Below are 13,999 nucleotides of genomic sequence, written 5' to 3' on the forward strand. Positions count from 1 at the left end.
CCTGCGACCGCCGTCCCCGGCACCCGCATCCCCCTGCGCGGCGTCCGAGGGGCCGTCGCCGACAAGCTCTCCCGCAGTCGGCGCGAGATCCCCGAGGCGACCTGCTGGGTGGACGCCGACGCCACGGAGCTCATGAACGCCCGCGCGGCGATGAACGCGGCTCAGGGGCCCAGGATCTCGCTGCTCGCCCTGCTGGCCCGGATCTGCACCGCCGCGCTGGCACGGTTCCCCGAGCTCAACTCCACCGTCGACATGGCGGCCCGCGAGATCGTCCGCCTCGACCGGGTGCACCTCGGCTTCGCCGCGCAGACCGAACGGGGGCTCGTCGTCCCCGTCGTACGGGACGCACACGCGCGGGACGCGGAGTCGCTCACCGCCGAGTTCGCGCGGCTGACCGAGGCGGCCCGCACCGGGACGCTCACCCCCGGAGAACTCACCGGCGGGACCTTCACGCTGAACAACTACGGAGTGTTCGGCGTCGACGGCTCCACGCCGATCATCAACCACCCCGAGGCGGCCATGCTCGGCGTCGGCCGTATCGTCCCCAAGCCCTGGGTGCACCAGGGCGAGCTGGCGGTGCGGCAGGTCGTGCAGCTCTCGCTCACCTTCGACCACCGGGTGTGCGACGGCGGCACGGCGGGCGGTTTCCTGCGGTACGTGGCGGACTGCGTCGAACAGCCGGCGGTGCTCCTGCGTTCCCTGTGATCGCCGAGGCACGCATACTCGGGGGATGACCGCGTACGACCCTCCGGGCCCGCCGCAGCCCGGCGCCGCCGCCGACCCGGACGGCGCCGCCGGGACCGCGTACGACGCCGTCGTGCTCGCCGGGGGCGCCGCCCGGCGGCTCGGCGGCGCGGACAAGCCCGGGGTGCGCGTGGGCGGCCGGGCGCTGCTCGACCGCGTGCTGGCAGCCTGTGCCGGTGGCGGTACCACGGTGGTCGTGGCCGATCCCCGGGCGACCGCACGACCCGTGGTGTGGGCCCGCGAGGATCCGCCCGGCGGCGGCCCGCTCGCCGCGCTGGAGGCCGGCCTGAGCCACACCACCGCGCCCGACGTCGTCGTGCTCTCCGCCGATCTGCCGTTCATCGAGGAGACGACGGTTCGGCGGCTGGTGGGCGCTCTCGGAGAGCGTGGCTGCGAGGGTGTGCTGATCACCGACCCCGACGGCCGTGACCAGCCTCTCGTCGCCGCGTACCGGGCCGCCGCCCTGCGGCGTGAACTCACCGCGCTCGCCGCCGAGCACGGCGGTCTCACCGGGCTGCCCCTGCGGCGCCTCACCGGCGCGCTCGATCTCACCCGCATCGCCGACCCCGTCGCGTCGTTCGACTGCGACACCTGGGAGGACATCGCCGCCGCCCGGGAACGTATCAGGGAGCATGGACACGTGTTGGATGAATGGATTTCCACAGTCAAGGACGAGCTGGGTATCGACCTCGACGTCGACACGGGCACCCTGCTCGACCTCGCCCGCGACGCCGCGCACGGAGTGGCCCGGCCCGCGGCACCGCTGACCACGTTCCTCGTCGGGTACGCCGCGGCTCGCGCCGAAGGAGGTCCTGAGGCGGTCGCCGAGGCCGCCCGCAAGGCCACCGCCCTGGCCCTCCGCTGGGCGGACGAGAACGCGCCCGACGCCGGGCCGGACGCCGGATGACCCCCCAGGACGCCTCGGAACTCGACGTGGAAGAGACGCTGGCCATGGTCAACGACAGGGGCGGGCGCCCTCCCGGCGCGCCGTCCCCCCGGTCGTCGCCCGCCTCGTCGCCCTCCACGCCCGCGGCGCAGGCATCGCACTCCGCCAAGGACACCCGCCACAGGGACACGCCCTGGCCGGAGGCACGGGCCACCGCTGAGCACGCCGCCCGCTCCGTCCGGCGCCGTACACCCGTCTCCGTCACCCTCGACGACGCCCTCGGCCTGGTTCTCGCCGCCCCTCTCACGGCCCTCACCGACCTGCCGTCCTTCGACACGTCCGCGATGGACGGCTGGGCTGTCGCCGGACCCGGCCCCTGGGACGTACGCGAGAACGGAGTGCTGGCCGGGCACGCGCAGCCCGAGCCTCTCGCCGACGGCGAAGCCATCCGTATCGCGACCGGCGCCCGCGTCCCGCCGGACGCCACGGCCGTCCTGCGCAGCGAGCACGGCCACACCGACGAGCACGCCCGGCTGCACCCGACCAGGGAGGTCGTCCCCGGGCAGGACATACGGCCACGCGGCCAGGAGTGCCGCAGCGGCGACCAACTCCTGCCCCTCGGCACCCTGATCACGCCGGCCGTGCTCGGACTGGCCGCGGCCGCCGGGTACGACACGGTCTCCGTCATCCGCCGTCCGCGGGCCGAGGTCCTGGTCCTCGGCGACGAGTTGCTCACCGAAGGCCGCCCGCACGACGGGCTGATCCGGGACGCACTCGGCCCCATGCTGCCGCCCTGGCTGCGCGCGCTCGGCGCCGAGGTCATGACCGTCCGCAGGGTCCGGGACGACGCCGATGCCCTGTACGAGGCCCTGAAGAACTCCCCCGCCGACCTGATCGTCACCACCGGCGGTACCGCCTCGGGCCCCGTCGACCACGTCCACCCCACGCTGCGCCGCCTCGACGCCGAACTCCTGGTGGACGGTGTCCAGGTCCGTCCGGGCCACCCGATGCTCCTGGCCCGCACGCGGGAGAACCAGCACCTCGTGGGGCTCCCCGGCAACCCCCTGGCGGCTGTCTCCGGGCTGCTCACCCTCGCCGAGCCCCTGCTGCGGACCCTTGCGGGACGTGCCGCCCCGGAGCCGTACGCGCTGCCCCTCAAGGACGCCGTGCACGGTCACCCGCGCGATACCCGGCTCGTTCCCGTGACCCTCCGCGCCGACCAGGCCGTACCGCTGCACTACAACGGTCCCGCCATGCTGCGCGGTATCGCCGCCGCCGACGCCCTGGCCGTGGTGCCGCCGGGTGGCGGCCGTCCCGGGCAGGTGCTGGAACTCATCGATCTGCCGTGGGCTACCGCGGGAATTCAGGTGTGTTTCACGTGAAACAGAGCATGTGCAGGATCGTGGAGACCGAATCGGGGATCGGGGAGCGTTTCACGTGAAACTTCCGGGCCAGGACGTGATAGCTCGGCAGGCGGACGAGCGTCTCGTGACCCACCAGGTGAAGCTCCCCAAACGGACCGTCGAGCGCCCGATACGACAGGTCGGCAAACGGCTGGCGATGGCTCTCCTCGTGCTGGTCGCGACCGCCTTCATCGTCTATGCCGACCACGACGGCTACAAGGACAACTCCGACGGCGGTGTCGACCTCCTCGACTCCTTCTACTACGCGACCGTCACCCTCTCCACGACCGGTTACGGCGACATCACCCCGGTCAGCGATGCCGCACGGCTCACCAACATCTTCGTGATCACACCCCTGCGCGTGCTGTTTCTGATCATCCTGGTCGGCACCACGCTCGAGGTCCTCACGGAGCGCACACGTGAGGAATGGCGACATAACCGTTGGAGGACGGCCTTGAGGGACCACACCGTTGTTGTCGGCTTCGGGACGAAGGGACGCTCGGCGATCCAGACCGTCTGCGCGACGGGGCTGAAGAAGGAGCAGGTCGTGGTCGTCGACCCGAGCTCCAAGGTGATCGACGCGGCGGCGGCCGACGGGTACACGGGCGTAGTCGGAGACGCGACCCGCAGTGATGTGCTGCTGCAGGCCGAAGTCCAGAAAGCGCGGCAGATCATCATCGCCACTCAGCGGGACGACACCGCCGTCCTCGTCACGCTCACCGCCCGCCAGCTCAACCGCAAGGCGAAGATCGTGGTCGCCGTACGGGAAGAGGAGAACGCGCCGCTGCTGAAGCAGTCCGGGGCCGACGCTGTCATCACCAGTGCCAGCGCGGCCGGACGGCTGCTCGGGCTCTCCGTGCTCAGCCCGGCCGCGGGCATGGTCATGGAGGATCTCATCCACCAGGGCAGTGGGCTGGACATCGTCGAGCGGCCGGTCATAAAGGCCGAGGTGGGGCGCCGTGTGCGGGAGACCGAGGACCTCGTGGTCAGCGTCCTGCGCGGGCACCGGGTGCTCGGCTACGACGACCCGTCCGTCGGTGAACTCCAGCTGACGGACCGGCTCATCACCATCGTCCGGGCGACTCCGAGCACCAAGGTCGCGCCCGCCACGCGGCCACTGCCCCAGGACTGACCGGCCGCGAGACCAGCCTGACCGGCCCCGAGGCACAGCGAGGGGGCGCCCCCGGTACCCGGTGGGCGCCCCCGACGCCGTACGGCTACTTGCGGTTGTAGAGCCGCATCGTGATCGGGCCGAAGACCAGCACGAACAGTGCCGACCAGCCCAGCGACCAGGCGATCTCCGCGGTCGGCCAGTCACCCGCCATCAACTCCCGCACCGCCGATGCCAGATGAGTGATCGGGCTGTTGTTGACGAACGCCTGGAGCCAGCCCGGCATGGTCTTCGGGTCGACGAAGACGTTGGACAGGAAGGTCAGCGGGAAGATCACCATCATGCTGACGCCCATCACGGACTTCTCGGTGCGCAGCATCAGGCCGAACATCGTCCAGATCCACGAGAACGCGAACGAGAAGACGACCAGCAGCGCGATCCCGGCGAGCACCCCCACGATCCCGCCGTCGGGGCGGTAGCCCAGGATCAGACCGACGGTGAGCATCACCACGGACGCGATCGTGTAGCGCAGGGCGTCGCCCAGCAGATAGCCGACCATCGTCGACGGCCGCCAGATCGGCAGCGACCGAAACCGGTCGAACACACCCTTCTCGATGTCCGTGTTGACCGAGACACCCGTGTACATCGTGATCATCACGACCGACATCACCAGGATGCCGGGCAGCAGGAACTGGATGTACTCGCTCGGCGAACCGGCCAGGGCGCCGCCGAACAGGTACGTGTACATCAGCACCATCATGATCGGGAAGGCGGTGACGTCGAAGAGCTGCTCGGGCACGTGCTTGATCTTGAGGATGGCCCGCCAGCCGAAGGTCAGTGAGGCCGACAGAGCGCTGGGGCGCGGCGGCCGCTCCTTGGCGATCAGCAGCGCGGCCAGCGACTCGGCGCTGACGGGGGCGAGTTCCTTGCTCTCGGTGGGGGTCGTGGTGCTCATGCCGCCGCCTCGTCCTTCGTGCCGTGACGCTCGGTGTCGTCGCCCTGCGTGTCCTGCGGTGCCTGGGTCCGGGTGTCGTGTCCGGTGAGGGCGAGGAAGACCTCGTCCAGGCTGGGCTGCCCCAGCGAGAAGTTGTCCACGACGATGCCGCCGCGGGCCAGCTCGGCGAGCGCGCGGGCCGCCTGCTCGGCCGCGCCCTGCCCATTGGCCGCGCCCCCGCCGACCCGCGCCGTCAGTGCCACCGGGTCGGGCTCGCGCTGCACGTCCGCGTCGAGCGCCAGCCGCAGCACCTCCTCCGCCTGGGGGCGCTGTGCCGCATCGCGCAGCCGCAGGTGCACGGAACCGGCCCCGACGGACGCCTTCAGCTCGCCCTTCGTGCCCTCCGCGATCACCTTGCCGCGGTCGATGACGGCGATCCGGGACGCCAGCTGGTCGGCCTCGTCGAGGTACTGGGTGGTCAGCAGCACGGTCGTGCCCTGGGCGACCACCGCGCGCACGATGTCCCACACCTGGTTCCGGCTGCGCGGGTCCAGCCCGGTCGTCGGCTCGTCCAGGAAGAGCAGGTCGGGTGTGTTGAGGATGGACGCGGCGATGTCGATGCGGCGCCGCATGCCGCCGGAGTAGTGCTTGACCTGCTTCCCGGCCGCCTCGGTCAGTCCGAAGGCCTCGAGGAGCAGCTCGCCGCGCCGCCGGGCGGCCTTCTTGTCGTGCCCGAGGAGACGGCCGAGCAGCACCAGGTTCTCGGTGCCGGTCAGGTCCTCGTCCACGGACGCGTACTGGCCGGTGAGGCTGACCCTGCTCCGTACCTCGTCGGCCTCGCGCACGACGTCGTGGCCGAAGACGTGGGCCTCGCCGCCGTCGGGGCGCAGCAGGGTGGCGAGCATCTTCACGGTGGTCGTCTTGCCGGCGCCGTTCGGCCCGAGGACGCCGTACACCGTGCCGGTCGGCACGGAGAGGTCGACGCCGTCGACGGCACGGGTCTCGCCGAACGTCTTCACCAGACCCGCGGTCTCGATCGCGAGGCCGGACGTCTGTCCGCTCATGTCATGGGGTCCTTCCACGTACGGGCCCGGTTCACGGGGCTGTGCAAGGGGAGACCGCCGGGATCTCCGGAACTCATCGGTCGCCGTACGAGTACTTCGCGGGCGAGAGGGTGCGGGTGCGTCTCTACGGTCTCTCTCGGAGGGCGGCCGCACCACTACTGGGACGAAGGGAGCAGGACAGACGAAGGGAGCAGTGCAGACGAAGGGAGCGGCACAGAGGGAACCCGCGCAGCACCGGGGCCGGGCCCTGGGACGCGGGCGGCCCGGCGGAGTAGCGTCCCCCTCATGTATGCGATCACGATTCCCGAACCCGGTGGACCCGAGGCCCTGGTGTGGGACGAGGTCCCGGACCCGGAGCCCGGCGAGGGCGAAGTGCTCATCGAGGTGGCGGCGAGCGCCGTGAACCGTGCCGACCTGCTCCAGCGGCAGGGCTTCTACGACCCGCCGCCCGGCTCCTCCCCGTACCCCGGTCTGGAGTGCTCCGGGCGGATCGCCGCGCTGGGGCCCGGCGTCTCCGGGTGGGCGGTGGGTGACGAGGTGTGCGCGCTACTCTCGGGCGGTGGATACGCGGAGAAGGTCGCCGTCCCCGCCGGTCAGGTGCTGCCCGTGCCCGACGGGCTCGACGTCCGCCAGGCTGCCGCGCTGCCCGAGGTGACGTGCACGGTCTGGTCGAACGTCTTCATGATCGCCCACCTGCGCCCGGGAGAGACCCTCCTCGTGCACGGCGGCTCCAGCGGAATCGGCACGATGGCGATCCAGCTCGCGAAGGCGGTCGGCGCGAAGGTCGCCGTCACGGCGGGCACCAAGGAGAAGCTGGACCACTGCGCCGAACTGGGCGCGGACATCCTGATCAACTACCGCGAGCAGGACTTCGTCGAGGAGATCAAGCGGGCCACGGACGGCGCGGGCGCGGACGTCATCCTCGACATCATGGGCGCCAAGTACCTCGAACGGAACGTGAAGGCCCTCGCCGTCAATGGCCGCCTCGCGATCATCGGCCTACAGGGTGGCGTCAAGGGCGAACTGAACATCGGTGTCCTCCTCAGTAAGCGCGCCGCGGTCAGCGCGACCACCCTGCGTGCCCGTCCGCTCGGTGAGAAGACAGCCATCGTCGCGGCCGTGCGCGAGCACGTGTGGCCGCTCGTCGCCGCCGGTCACGTACGTCCGGTCGTCGACCGCGAGGTGCCGATGAGCGACGCGTCGACGGCCCACCAGGTGCTGGAGGAGAGCGGGCACATCGGGAAGGTGCTGCTGGTCACGCCGTAGGACTTGACGGTCCGGGATCGGCCTGGCGGTCGGGGATCGGCCTGGCGGTCCGGGATCGGCCTGATGGTCCGGAGTGGCCTGGCGGTCCGGAGCGGTCTGGAGGGCCTCACGGCCGTCGTACGCGCAGGCCGATGAAGGCCAGTCCCAGGCCGAGGCCGATGAGGATCAGGCCGCCACCGAGCGGGAGGGCCCGCAGTCCGGGGCCCTCGGCGGTGCCCGGCTCGGCGACACCGGGCTGTGGGCTGTCGGGGGCGTCCGAGTGCTGCAGGTCGTCGGGGGCGCCGGTGGGGCGAGCGGACTCCGGGGGCGTCGGGCTGCCCGCGTCCGGGTCCGTGCCTGTGTCCGTGCCCGGGTCCGTGTCCGTGCCCGGCTCCGTGGCGGTTGCCGAGTCCGTCGGATCGTCCGTCCCCACCTCGGTGGACTCGGCGTCCTCGTCGATACGCCCCGGGCGGTCCCGCCCCTCGCCCGCGCGGCTGCCGGCGCGGGACTCCTCGGCGCGGGGGGTGGGCCCGGCGGCGTGGGCGCGAGGGACGACGCCCGCATCCGGCACCAGAGCCGTCACGACCGGGACCGCCGGGACCAGAAGCGTCAGGGCCGTCAGATACCGAACCGTGAGGAACGGAGCCACGTCAGTGCCCCCTTCCCGGTGCGAAGGGCGATGGGCGAAGGGCAGTGACACCAGCGTCACACGCCGCAACCGTCCCGGCATCCCGGAAGCCCGGTATCCCGTGCCCGGCACCGGGCAGAGGTGCGAGAGAATGGCGGCATGGAGATGCCGAGGAACGACAGCTCGCCCGAGAACCCACAGATCCTGGTCGTAGGCCAGGACGGCATGGCGCTCGGAGGCGGAGGAGACGACGACTCCCGCGAGGTCCCGGTGACGGAACAGGTGGAGCAGCCTGCGAAGGTCATGCGCATCGGAAGCATGATCAAGCAGCTCCTGGAGGAAGTACGGGTGGCACCTCTCGACGAGGCGAGCCGGGCCCGCCTCAAGGAGATCCACGCCAGCTCGGTGAAGGAGCTGGAGGACGGCCTGGCCCCGGAGCTCGTCGAGGAACTGGAGCGGCTCTCCCTGCCTTTCACGGACGAGGCGATCCCCAGCGACGCGGAACTGCGGATCGCACAGGCACAGCTGGTCGGCTGGCTGGAAGGCCTGTTCCACGGGATCCAGACGACGCTGTTCGCCCAGCAGATGGCCGCGCGGGCCCAGCTGGAGCAGATGCGCCGCGCCCTCCCGCCGGGTGTCGGAGGCGAGGGTCTCGAGGACCCGCGCACGGGCGGCCGCTCGGGCGGACCGTACCTCTAGTACTCCTCCAGTACTCCTCCAGTACTCCTCTAGTACTGCTCCAGTACTCATGTGGAAGGGGCCCGGTGGTCGCACCGGGCCCCTTCCACATGACCGGAGCGGAAGCGCCCGGAGGGTCCCGGCGGATCAGGCCGGATCGCCTGTCGAGACCTTGAGGATGATCGTCGGCATCTCGTCGGGGTCGACGTTGTCGTCTGTCGTGGGGTACTGCTCCATGACCGTGTCCTCGCCGTACGTGTTCTCGTCGATGTCCTCGGTCTTGTAGCGCCAGCCCGCGGCCTGGAGGCACTTCTTCACCGAGTCGATGTTCTTGAACTCGAAGCTCGGGATCTTGATCTTGTCGGGCTCGGTGTACGACTTCAACGGCTCCGTGCACCGCGTCGTCTCGATGGTCTTCGTGGTGTCCGGGCCTTTGTGCCCGGAGTCCTCCGAGTCCTCCGAGACCTCCGAGTCCTCCGAGGGCGAAGCGGAGGCGCCGGCGCTCGTGTCACTGCTCGTGCCGCCCCCCTCGTCGTCGCTGTTGCCCTTCAGCAGCAGGGCCCCGAGGAACCAGGTGATCGCCACGAGCGCGACGACGACCGCGCCGGCGATGAGACCCGTGTTGCTCCTGCCGCCGCCGGGGGATCCCGCGGCGGGCGTCGGGTGCTGCGGGGTGAGGTTGTACGGAGGCGGGGTCGGAGCCCCCTGCTGCGGCGAGTACGCGGCGTTCTGCGGCGCCATCTGGTAGCCGCTCTGCTGCGGGAAGCCGTACGCCGGGGAGTGCGGCTGGGGAGCCGGGGGCGGCGTCGGCGGACCGTACGGACCGGGCTGGTACGGGGTCTGCACGCTCCCCTGCGGCGGCGGGGTCGACTGGTCGACCGGCGGGAAGACGGCGGAGCCCACACCGGCGCCGCTCGACGTGTGTGCGCCCGGAACGATGCTCGGCGGCGGTGCGGCCTGGAGCGAGGCGGCCACCCGCAGACACTCGTCGCGCATGGCCTCGGCGCTCGGGAAGCGCTCGTTCGGGTTCTTCTTCAGCGCGCGGGCGACCAGCGCGTCCACCGCCGGAGGAAGGGAGCGGTTGATCGAGGAGGGCGCGACCGGCTCCTCCTGGACGTGCGCGTACGCGATCGCCAGCGGTGAGTCCGCCTCGAACGGCAGCCGCCCGGTGGTCAGCTGGAACAGCATGATGCCGACCGAGTAGAGGTCGCTGCGCGCGTCCACGCCCCGGCCCAGCGCCTGCTCCGGCGAGAGGTACTGCGGTGTGCCGACGACCATGCCGGTCTGGGTCATGGACGTGACTCCGGACTGCATGGCGCGGGCGATGCCGAAGTCCATCACCTTGACCACGCCGCGCTTCGTCACCATCACGTTGCCCGGCTTGATGTCGCGGTGGACGAGGCCCATCTCGTGGCTGATCTCCAGCGCGGCCAGCACATCGCCGGTGATCTTCAGCGCTCTGTCGGCGGGCATCGCGCCGTACTGCCGGGCGTCCTCGTCGAGCACCGAACCGAGCGGCTTGCCCTCCACGTACTCCATGACGATGTACGGCGTCGGCGAGCTGCTCGCGGAGCCGCCGTCGAACAGGGAGTCCTCGCCGGTGTCGAAGACCGAGACGATGTTCGTGTGCGTGAGTTTCGCCACGGCCTGGGCCTCGCGGCGGAACCGCTCGCGGAAGGCCTGTTCGCGGCCGAGTTCGGTGTGCAGTGTCTTGATCGCCACTTGTCGGTCCAGCACCGAGTCGTAGGCGAGGTGCACCGAGGCCATGCCGCCCTGCCCGAGCAGATCGCGAAGCTCATAGCGGCCGCCGGCGAGCGAACCCCCCGCATACCGGCCCTGTGCGCCGTCGTGGCTCATGTTTCTGCGTCCCCCATCGGCGCGGGCCAAGTTGCCGGCGTGGCTCCCGCGTTCGGCGATCCTCGTGCTGCACTGAGTGATTCCCGGCCAAGTCTGCCCCAGGGCACTGACACGTCAAGCGTGGTGCCCGATCCGTGACCGTACGCGAAAGAAGCGTCGCGGAAGCGTTACCGGGGTCGTACGAGCGGTACACAGAATTTGCACGACGGGCGGCGTGGAAGGTTTCATGGCCGGATCCATCCTGAATCCTTCCCGCATCCGAGTCGGACCGGTGCCTTGCGCAGAGGCTGTAGCGTGGCCCGACGGAAGACCGTAACAACGACCGCGCGGACCGCGGGCAGAAACGACGGCGAGGACTGATGGCACAGCAGCGCGCTCAGGGCCCGTCCGACCCCGAGGCGGCTGGCGGCGGTATGTCAGACGCGCCGGAGATGTGGGGCAATGGTGGGCTTGTCGGGGACGGCCGTTATCGGCTGACCGGCAGACTCGGCCGTGGTGGCATGGCCGAGGTGTTCGCGGCCGAGGACGTGCGCCTCGGCCGTACGGTCGCGGTCAAGCTGCTGCGTTCCGATCTTGCCGAGGACCCCGTCTCCAAGGCGCGCTTCACGCGCGAGGCGCAGTCGGTGGCCGGGCTCAACCACCATGCCATCGTCGCGGTGTACGACTCCGGTGAGGACGTCGTGAACGGCACCCCCGTGCCGTACATCGTGATGGAGCTGGTCGAGGGCCGCACGATCCGTGACCTGCTGCTCAACGCCGAGGCCCCGGGGCCCGAGCAGGCGCTGATCATCGTCTCCGGGGTGCTGGAGGCGCTCGCCTACTCGCACCAGCACGGCATCGTGCACCGCGACATCAAGCCGGCCAACGTCATCATCACCGACACCGGTGCCGTGAAGGTGATGGACTTCGGCATCGCGCGCGCCCTGCACGGCGCGCAGTCGACCATGACGCAGACCGGCATGGTCATGGGCACGCCCCAGTACCTGTCCCCGGAGCAGGCGCTCGGCAAGGCCGTCGACCACCGCTCCGACCTGTACGCGACCGGCTGCCTGCTGTACGAACTCCTCGGGCTGCGGCCGCCGTTCGTCGGCGAGACCCCGCTGTCGGTGGTCTACCAGCACGTTCAGGACATCCCGGTGCCTCCCTCCCAGGTCTCCGACGGGGCGCCGCCGGAGCTCGACGGGCTCGTGATGCGCTCGCTGGCCAAGGAGCCGGACGACCGGTTCCAGACGGCCGAGGAGATGCGCGGACTGGTCCAGTACGGCCTGCAGATGCTGTACGACCAGGGCGGCCACACCGGCACCTGGAACACCGGGCCCGTGACCATGCACGACGGCAGGCAGACCCCGGCCGCGGGCTTCGCCGGCACGACCGCGATGCCGCACCCCGGGGAGTCGGGGACCACGCAGATCCCGCAGCCGATCCTGCCGGGCGGCGGGGGCCGGGACGACGGGGGCTTCGAGGGACACGGCAACCGGGGCAGCGGCCGAGGCAAGCTGTGGATCCTCGCTGTGCTCGCCGTCGTCGCCATCGCGGCGGGCGTCGCGCTCGCGCTGAACAACTCGGGCGGCGGGGGAGGCGGCGGCGGAACCAAGCAGTCGCCGACCGCCACGCCGTCCAAGGAGGACAAGGACTCCAGCGCCACGCCCAGCGACGAGGCGACGGACGAGGTCACCGAGGAGGAGACGGGATCGGGTTCCAACCCGGACTACACGCCGTCCTACACGCAGTCCCCGAGCTTCACCCCGTCCTACACGCCGACCCCGACCGGTCAGCCCTCGAACACCGCGACCCAGAGCGAGGAGGAGCCGTCGGAGGAGGAGCCGACGCCGTCGGACGGCGAGGAGACCCCGAGCCTGCCGACGGGCGGCGTCACGGACGGTGGCGAGGAGGGCGGGCCCTGACGAGGGCTCCGGACCGGACGACCCGGACCCCCTGAACAACGGCCTTCACGCGCGCGTGCGACCCGGAAACGGGCTCCACGCGCGCGTGCCGTTTCTCCCGGCCCCGAAACGGGCTCCACGCGCGCGTGGAGCGGTCCGTGTGCTCAGCCCGCGAATGCCTCGCACACCGCCTCGTACTCCCGGGTCCACCACACCACCAGCGCGGAGGACGCCGGGAACTGGCAGTCGGCGCGGATGTCCCCGCGCTCGTAGTGCCAGCGCAGCATCCAGAAGTCGTTGAGGCGCTCCCACCACACCCGGTGCACGGCGGCCGTGAGTTCGGAAGGCGCCGCGCCCGCGGTACGGCGGTACGCGCGCGCGTAGGACCGCACTTTCGGCAGGTCGAGGGTGCCCGTGGGCCGTACGAAGAAGATCATCGCGGCCCGGACCGCCTCCTCCGCGCGGGGCTGCACACCGAGCCGGTCCCAGTCGACGATCGCGGCCGGGACGTCGTCCTGGTAGAGCACGTTGAACGGGTGGAAGTCCCCGTGCACCCAGCCCACCGAACCGGCCCGCGGCGGCCGTTGGCCCCTGTGCCGCTCCAGCAGGACGCGCCGCTCCAGGAGCCGGTACCGGGCGAGCTCGTCGAAGGCGTCGGCCGGCCGGTGGCGGCGTACGCGGGCGAGGAGGGCGTCGATGAGCGTGAAGGTGTCGGCGGGGTCGGCGCTCGGGGCGGGCTCGGTGGCCGCCCGGCCCCTGGGCGGCATCACCCTCTCCAGGCTCGCGTGCACCACCCCGAGGAGCGCCCCGAGCCGTCCGCACTGCCTGGTGCTGAGCTGGCCGCCGTGGCGGTGACGGCCGTCGATCCACGGGTGCAGGGCGTACGCGTGGCCGCCGACGACCGCGACCGTGCGCCCGTCGCGGCCGGCCAGGGGTGGAACCACGGGGACGCCCAGGTCCGCGAGCCGCTGGGTCGCCCGGTGCTGACGGGCGATGGCGGACGGATCGGCGGTCTCGGGGTCGAAGTGGTGCTTGAGGAAGTACCGGCCGCGGGTCGTGCACAGCCGGTAGCCGCGGTTGAGCAGTCCCTGGTCGACAGGGTCACAGGTGAGTGCGGATCCGGCGGCGTACCGCTTCAGCAGGGCGCCGAGAGGGGGCGCGGGGGACACCAGGGTCGGTACAGATGAGCGCGGCACGCGCCAGATGTTAGGGCACAAGCCGGGCCGCTGAACTCGGCCTTGTCACAGAAAGTCGTCTTCGGTCACATGATGTGCTCGAACTGGCGCGCCGGGCATCTGCCCCCGCTACGCCGAACGGGCATGAGGTATCCACAAGGAGAACTCTTCCCGAGCCCGGGGTGACCGGGATAACGTGCCGGTGTTCCGGCCCCCTGCGAGGCTGTAACCAGTGCTGTGACCAGCAGCTGTTCCCGGCGAGGCGATTTACTTGGAGATCCGAGCAAAAAATACTTGGATATCCAAGGAAAAACGCAGGTCAGGAGGGGTTTCACAGGAATGTGGAGCACTGGGTAACGTGCCTTGTGCAGGGCGCTCGCCGGGGCACCTG

The 13,999-nt window shown here is 71.1% G+C and carries 12 protein-coding genes; 7 read left to right on the forward strand and 5 right to left on the reverse strand.

Annotated elements, in window-relative coordinates; all coding sequences use genetic code 11:
* The 4 genes from FNH08_RS13580 to FNH08_RS13595 all read left to right on the forward strand — a co-directional run.
* A partial coding sequence (locus FNH08_RS13580) for a dihydrolipoamide acetyltransferase family protein (protein WP_194238477.1) occupies nt 1–705 on the forward strand: 705 nt, incomplete at its 5' end.
* Nucleotides 706–730: 25 nt separating this feature from the next.
* Nucleotides 731–1,651, forward strand: coding sequence for an NTP transferase domain-containing protein (locus FNH08_RS13585; protein WP_152771736.1), 921 nt, complete (start codon nt 731–733; stop codon nt 1,649–1,651).
* The gene (locus tag FNH08_RS13590; RefSeq protein ID WP_152771737.1) at nt 1,648–3,012 is read left to right on the forward strand and encodes a molybdopterin molybdotransferase MoeA; all 1,365 of its coding nucleotides are present in this window, start codon (nt 1,648–1,650) and stop codon (nt 3,010–3,012) included. The genes FNH08_RS13585 and FNH08_RS13590 overlap by 4 nt, the downstream gene beginning before the upstream one ends.
* A gap of 55 nt (nt 3,013–3,067) precedes the next feature.
* Nucleotides 3,068–4,165: a potassium channel family protein gene (locus FNH08_RS13595; protein WP_322724416.1), complete on the forward strand. Its 1,098-nt coding sequence runs from the start codon at nt 3,068–3,070 to the stop codon at nt 4,163–4,165.
* A gap of 85 nt (nt 4,166–4,250) precedes the next feature.
* Here FNH08_RS13595 and FNH08_RS13600 read toward each other — a convergent pair whose 3' ends face one another.
* Together FNH08_RS13600 and FNH08_RS13605 are read right to left on the reverse strand one after the other, a co-directional pair.
* Nucleotides 4,251–5,099 (reverse strand): ABC transporter permease, encoded by an 849-nt coding sequence (locus FNH08_RS13600; RefSeq protein ID WP_152771738.1) that lies wholly within the window; start codon nt 5,097–5,099, stop codon nt 4,251–4,253.
* A complete protein-coding gene (locus tag FNH08_RS13605; protein WP_152771739.1) occupies nt 5,096–6,142 on the reverse strand; it encodes an ATP-binding cassette domain-containing protein in 1,047 nt (348 codons plus the stop codon). The genes FNH08_RS13600 and FNH08_RS13605 overlap by 4 nt, the downstream gene beginning before the upstream one ends.
* 285 nt (nt 6,143–6,427) lie before the next feature.
* Between FNH08_RS13605 and FNH08_RS13610 the strand changes: the two genes are divergently transcribed.
* Complete coding sequence (locus tag FNH08_RS13610) at nt 6,428–7,408, forward strand: NAD(P)H-quinone oxidoreductase (RefSeq protein ID WP_152771740.1); 981 nt, start codon at nt 6,428–6,430, stop codon at nt 7,406–7,408.
* A 106-nt stretch (nt 7,409–7,514) separates the two neighbouring features.
* On the opposite strand, the gene FNH08_RS13615 is transcribed toward FNH08_RS13610, so the two are convergent.
* Nucleotides 7,515–8,036 (reverse strand): hypothetical protein, encoded by a 522-nt coding sequence (locus FNH08_RS13615; RefSeq protein WP_322724418.1) that lies wholly within the window; start codon nt 8,034–8,036, stop codon nt 7,515–7,517.
* Nucleotides 8,037–8,174: 138 nt separating this feature from the next.
* On the opposite strand from FNH08_RS13615, the gene FNH08_RS13620 reads away from it, so the two are divergent.
* Nucleotides 8,175–8,714 carry a bacterial proteasome activator family protein gene (locus tag FNH08_RS13620; protein ID WP_152771741.1) on the forward strand — a complete coding sequence of 180 codons (540 nt, stop codon included), beginning with the start codon at nt 8,175–8,177 and terminating at the stop codon, nt 8,712–8,714.
* A 126-nt stretch (nt 8,715–8,840) separates the two neighbouring features.
* On the opposite strand, the gene FNH08_RS13625 is transcribed toward FNH08_RS13620, so the two are convergent.
* Nucleotides 8,841–10,550, reverse strand: a complete 1,710-nt coding sequence (locus tag FNH08_RS13625) for a protein kinase domain-containing protein (protein ID WP_152771742.1) — start codon at nt 10,548–10,550, stop codon at nt 8,841–8,843.
* A 359-nt stretch (nt 10,551–10,909) separates the two neighbouring features.
* Here FNH08_RS13625 and FNH08_RS13630 point away from each other — a divergent pair, with 359 nt between their 5' ends.
* Complete coding sequence (locus FNH08_RS13630) at nt 10,910–12,454, forward strand: protein kinase domain-containing protein (RefSeq protein WP_228034106.1); 1,545 nt, start codon at nt 10,910–10,912, stop codon at nt 12,452–12,454.
* 143 nt (nt 12,455–12,597) lie between these two features.
* Here FNH08_RS13630 and FNH08_RS13635 read toward each other — a convergent pair whose 3' ends face one another.
* Nucleotides 12,598–13,629, reverse strand: a complete 1,032-nt coding sequence (locus FNH08_RS13635; RefSeq protein ID WP_407704367.1) for a phosphotransferase — start codon at nt 13,627–13,629, stop codon at nt 12,598–12,600.
* Nucleotides 13,630–13,999: the final 370 nt, after the last annotated feature.

Origin of the sequence: Streptomyces spongiae, from assembly GCF_009377185.1 — a bacterium.
Lineage (GTDB): Bacteria > Actinomycetota > Actinomycetes > Streptomycetales > Streptomycetaceae > Streptomyces > Streptomyces spongiae.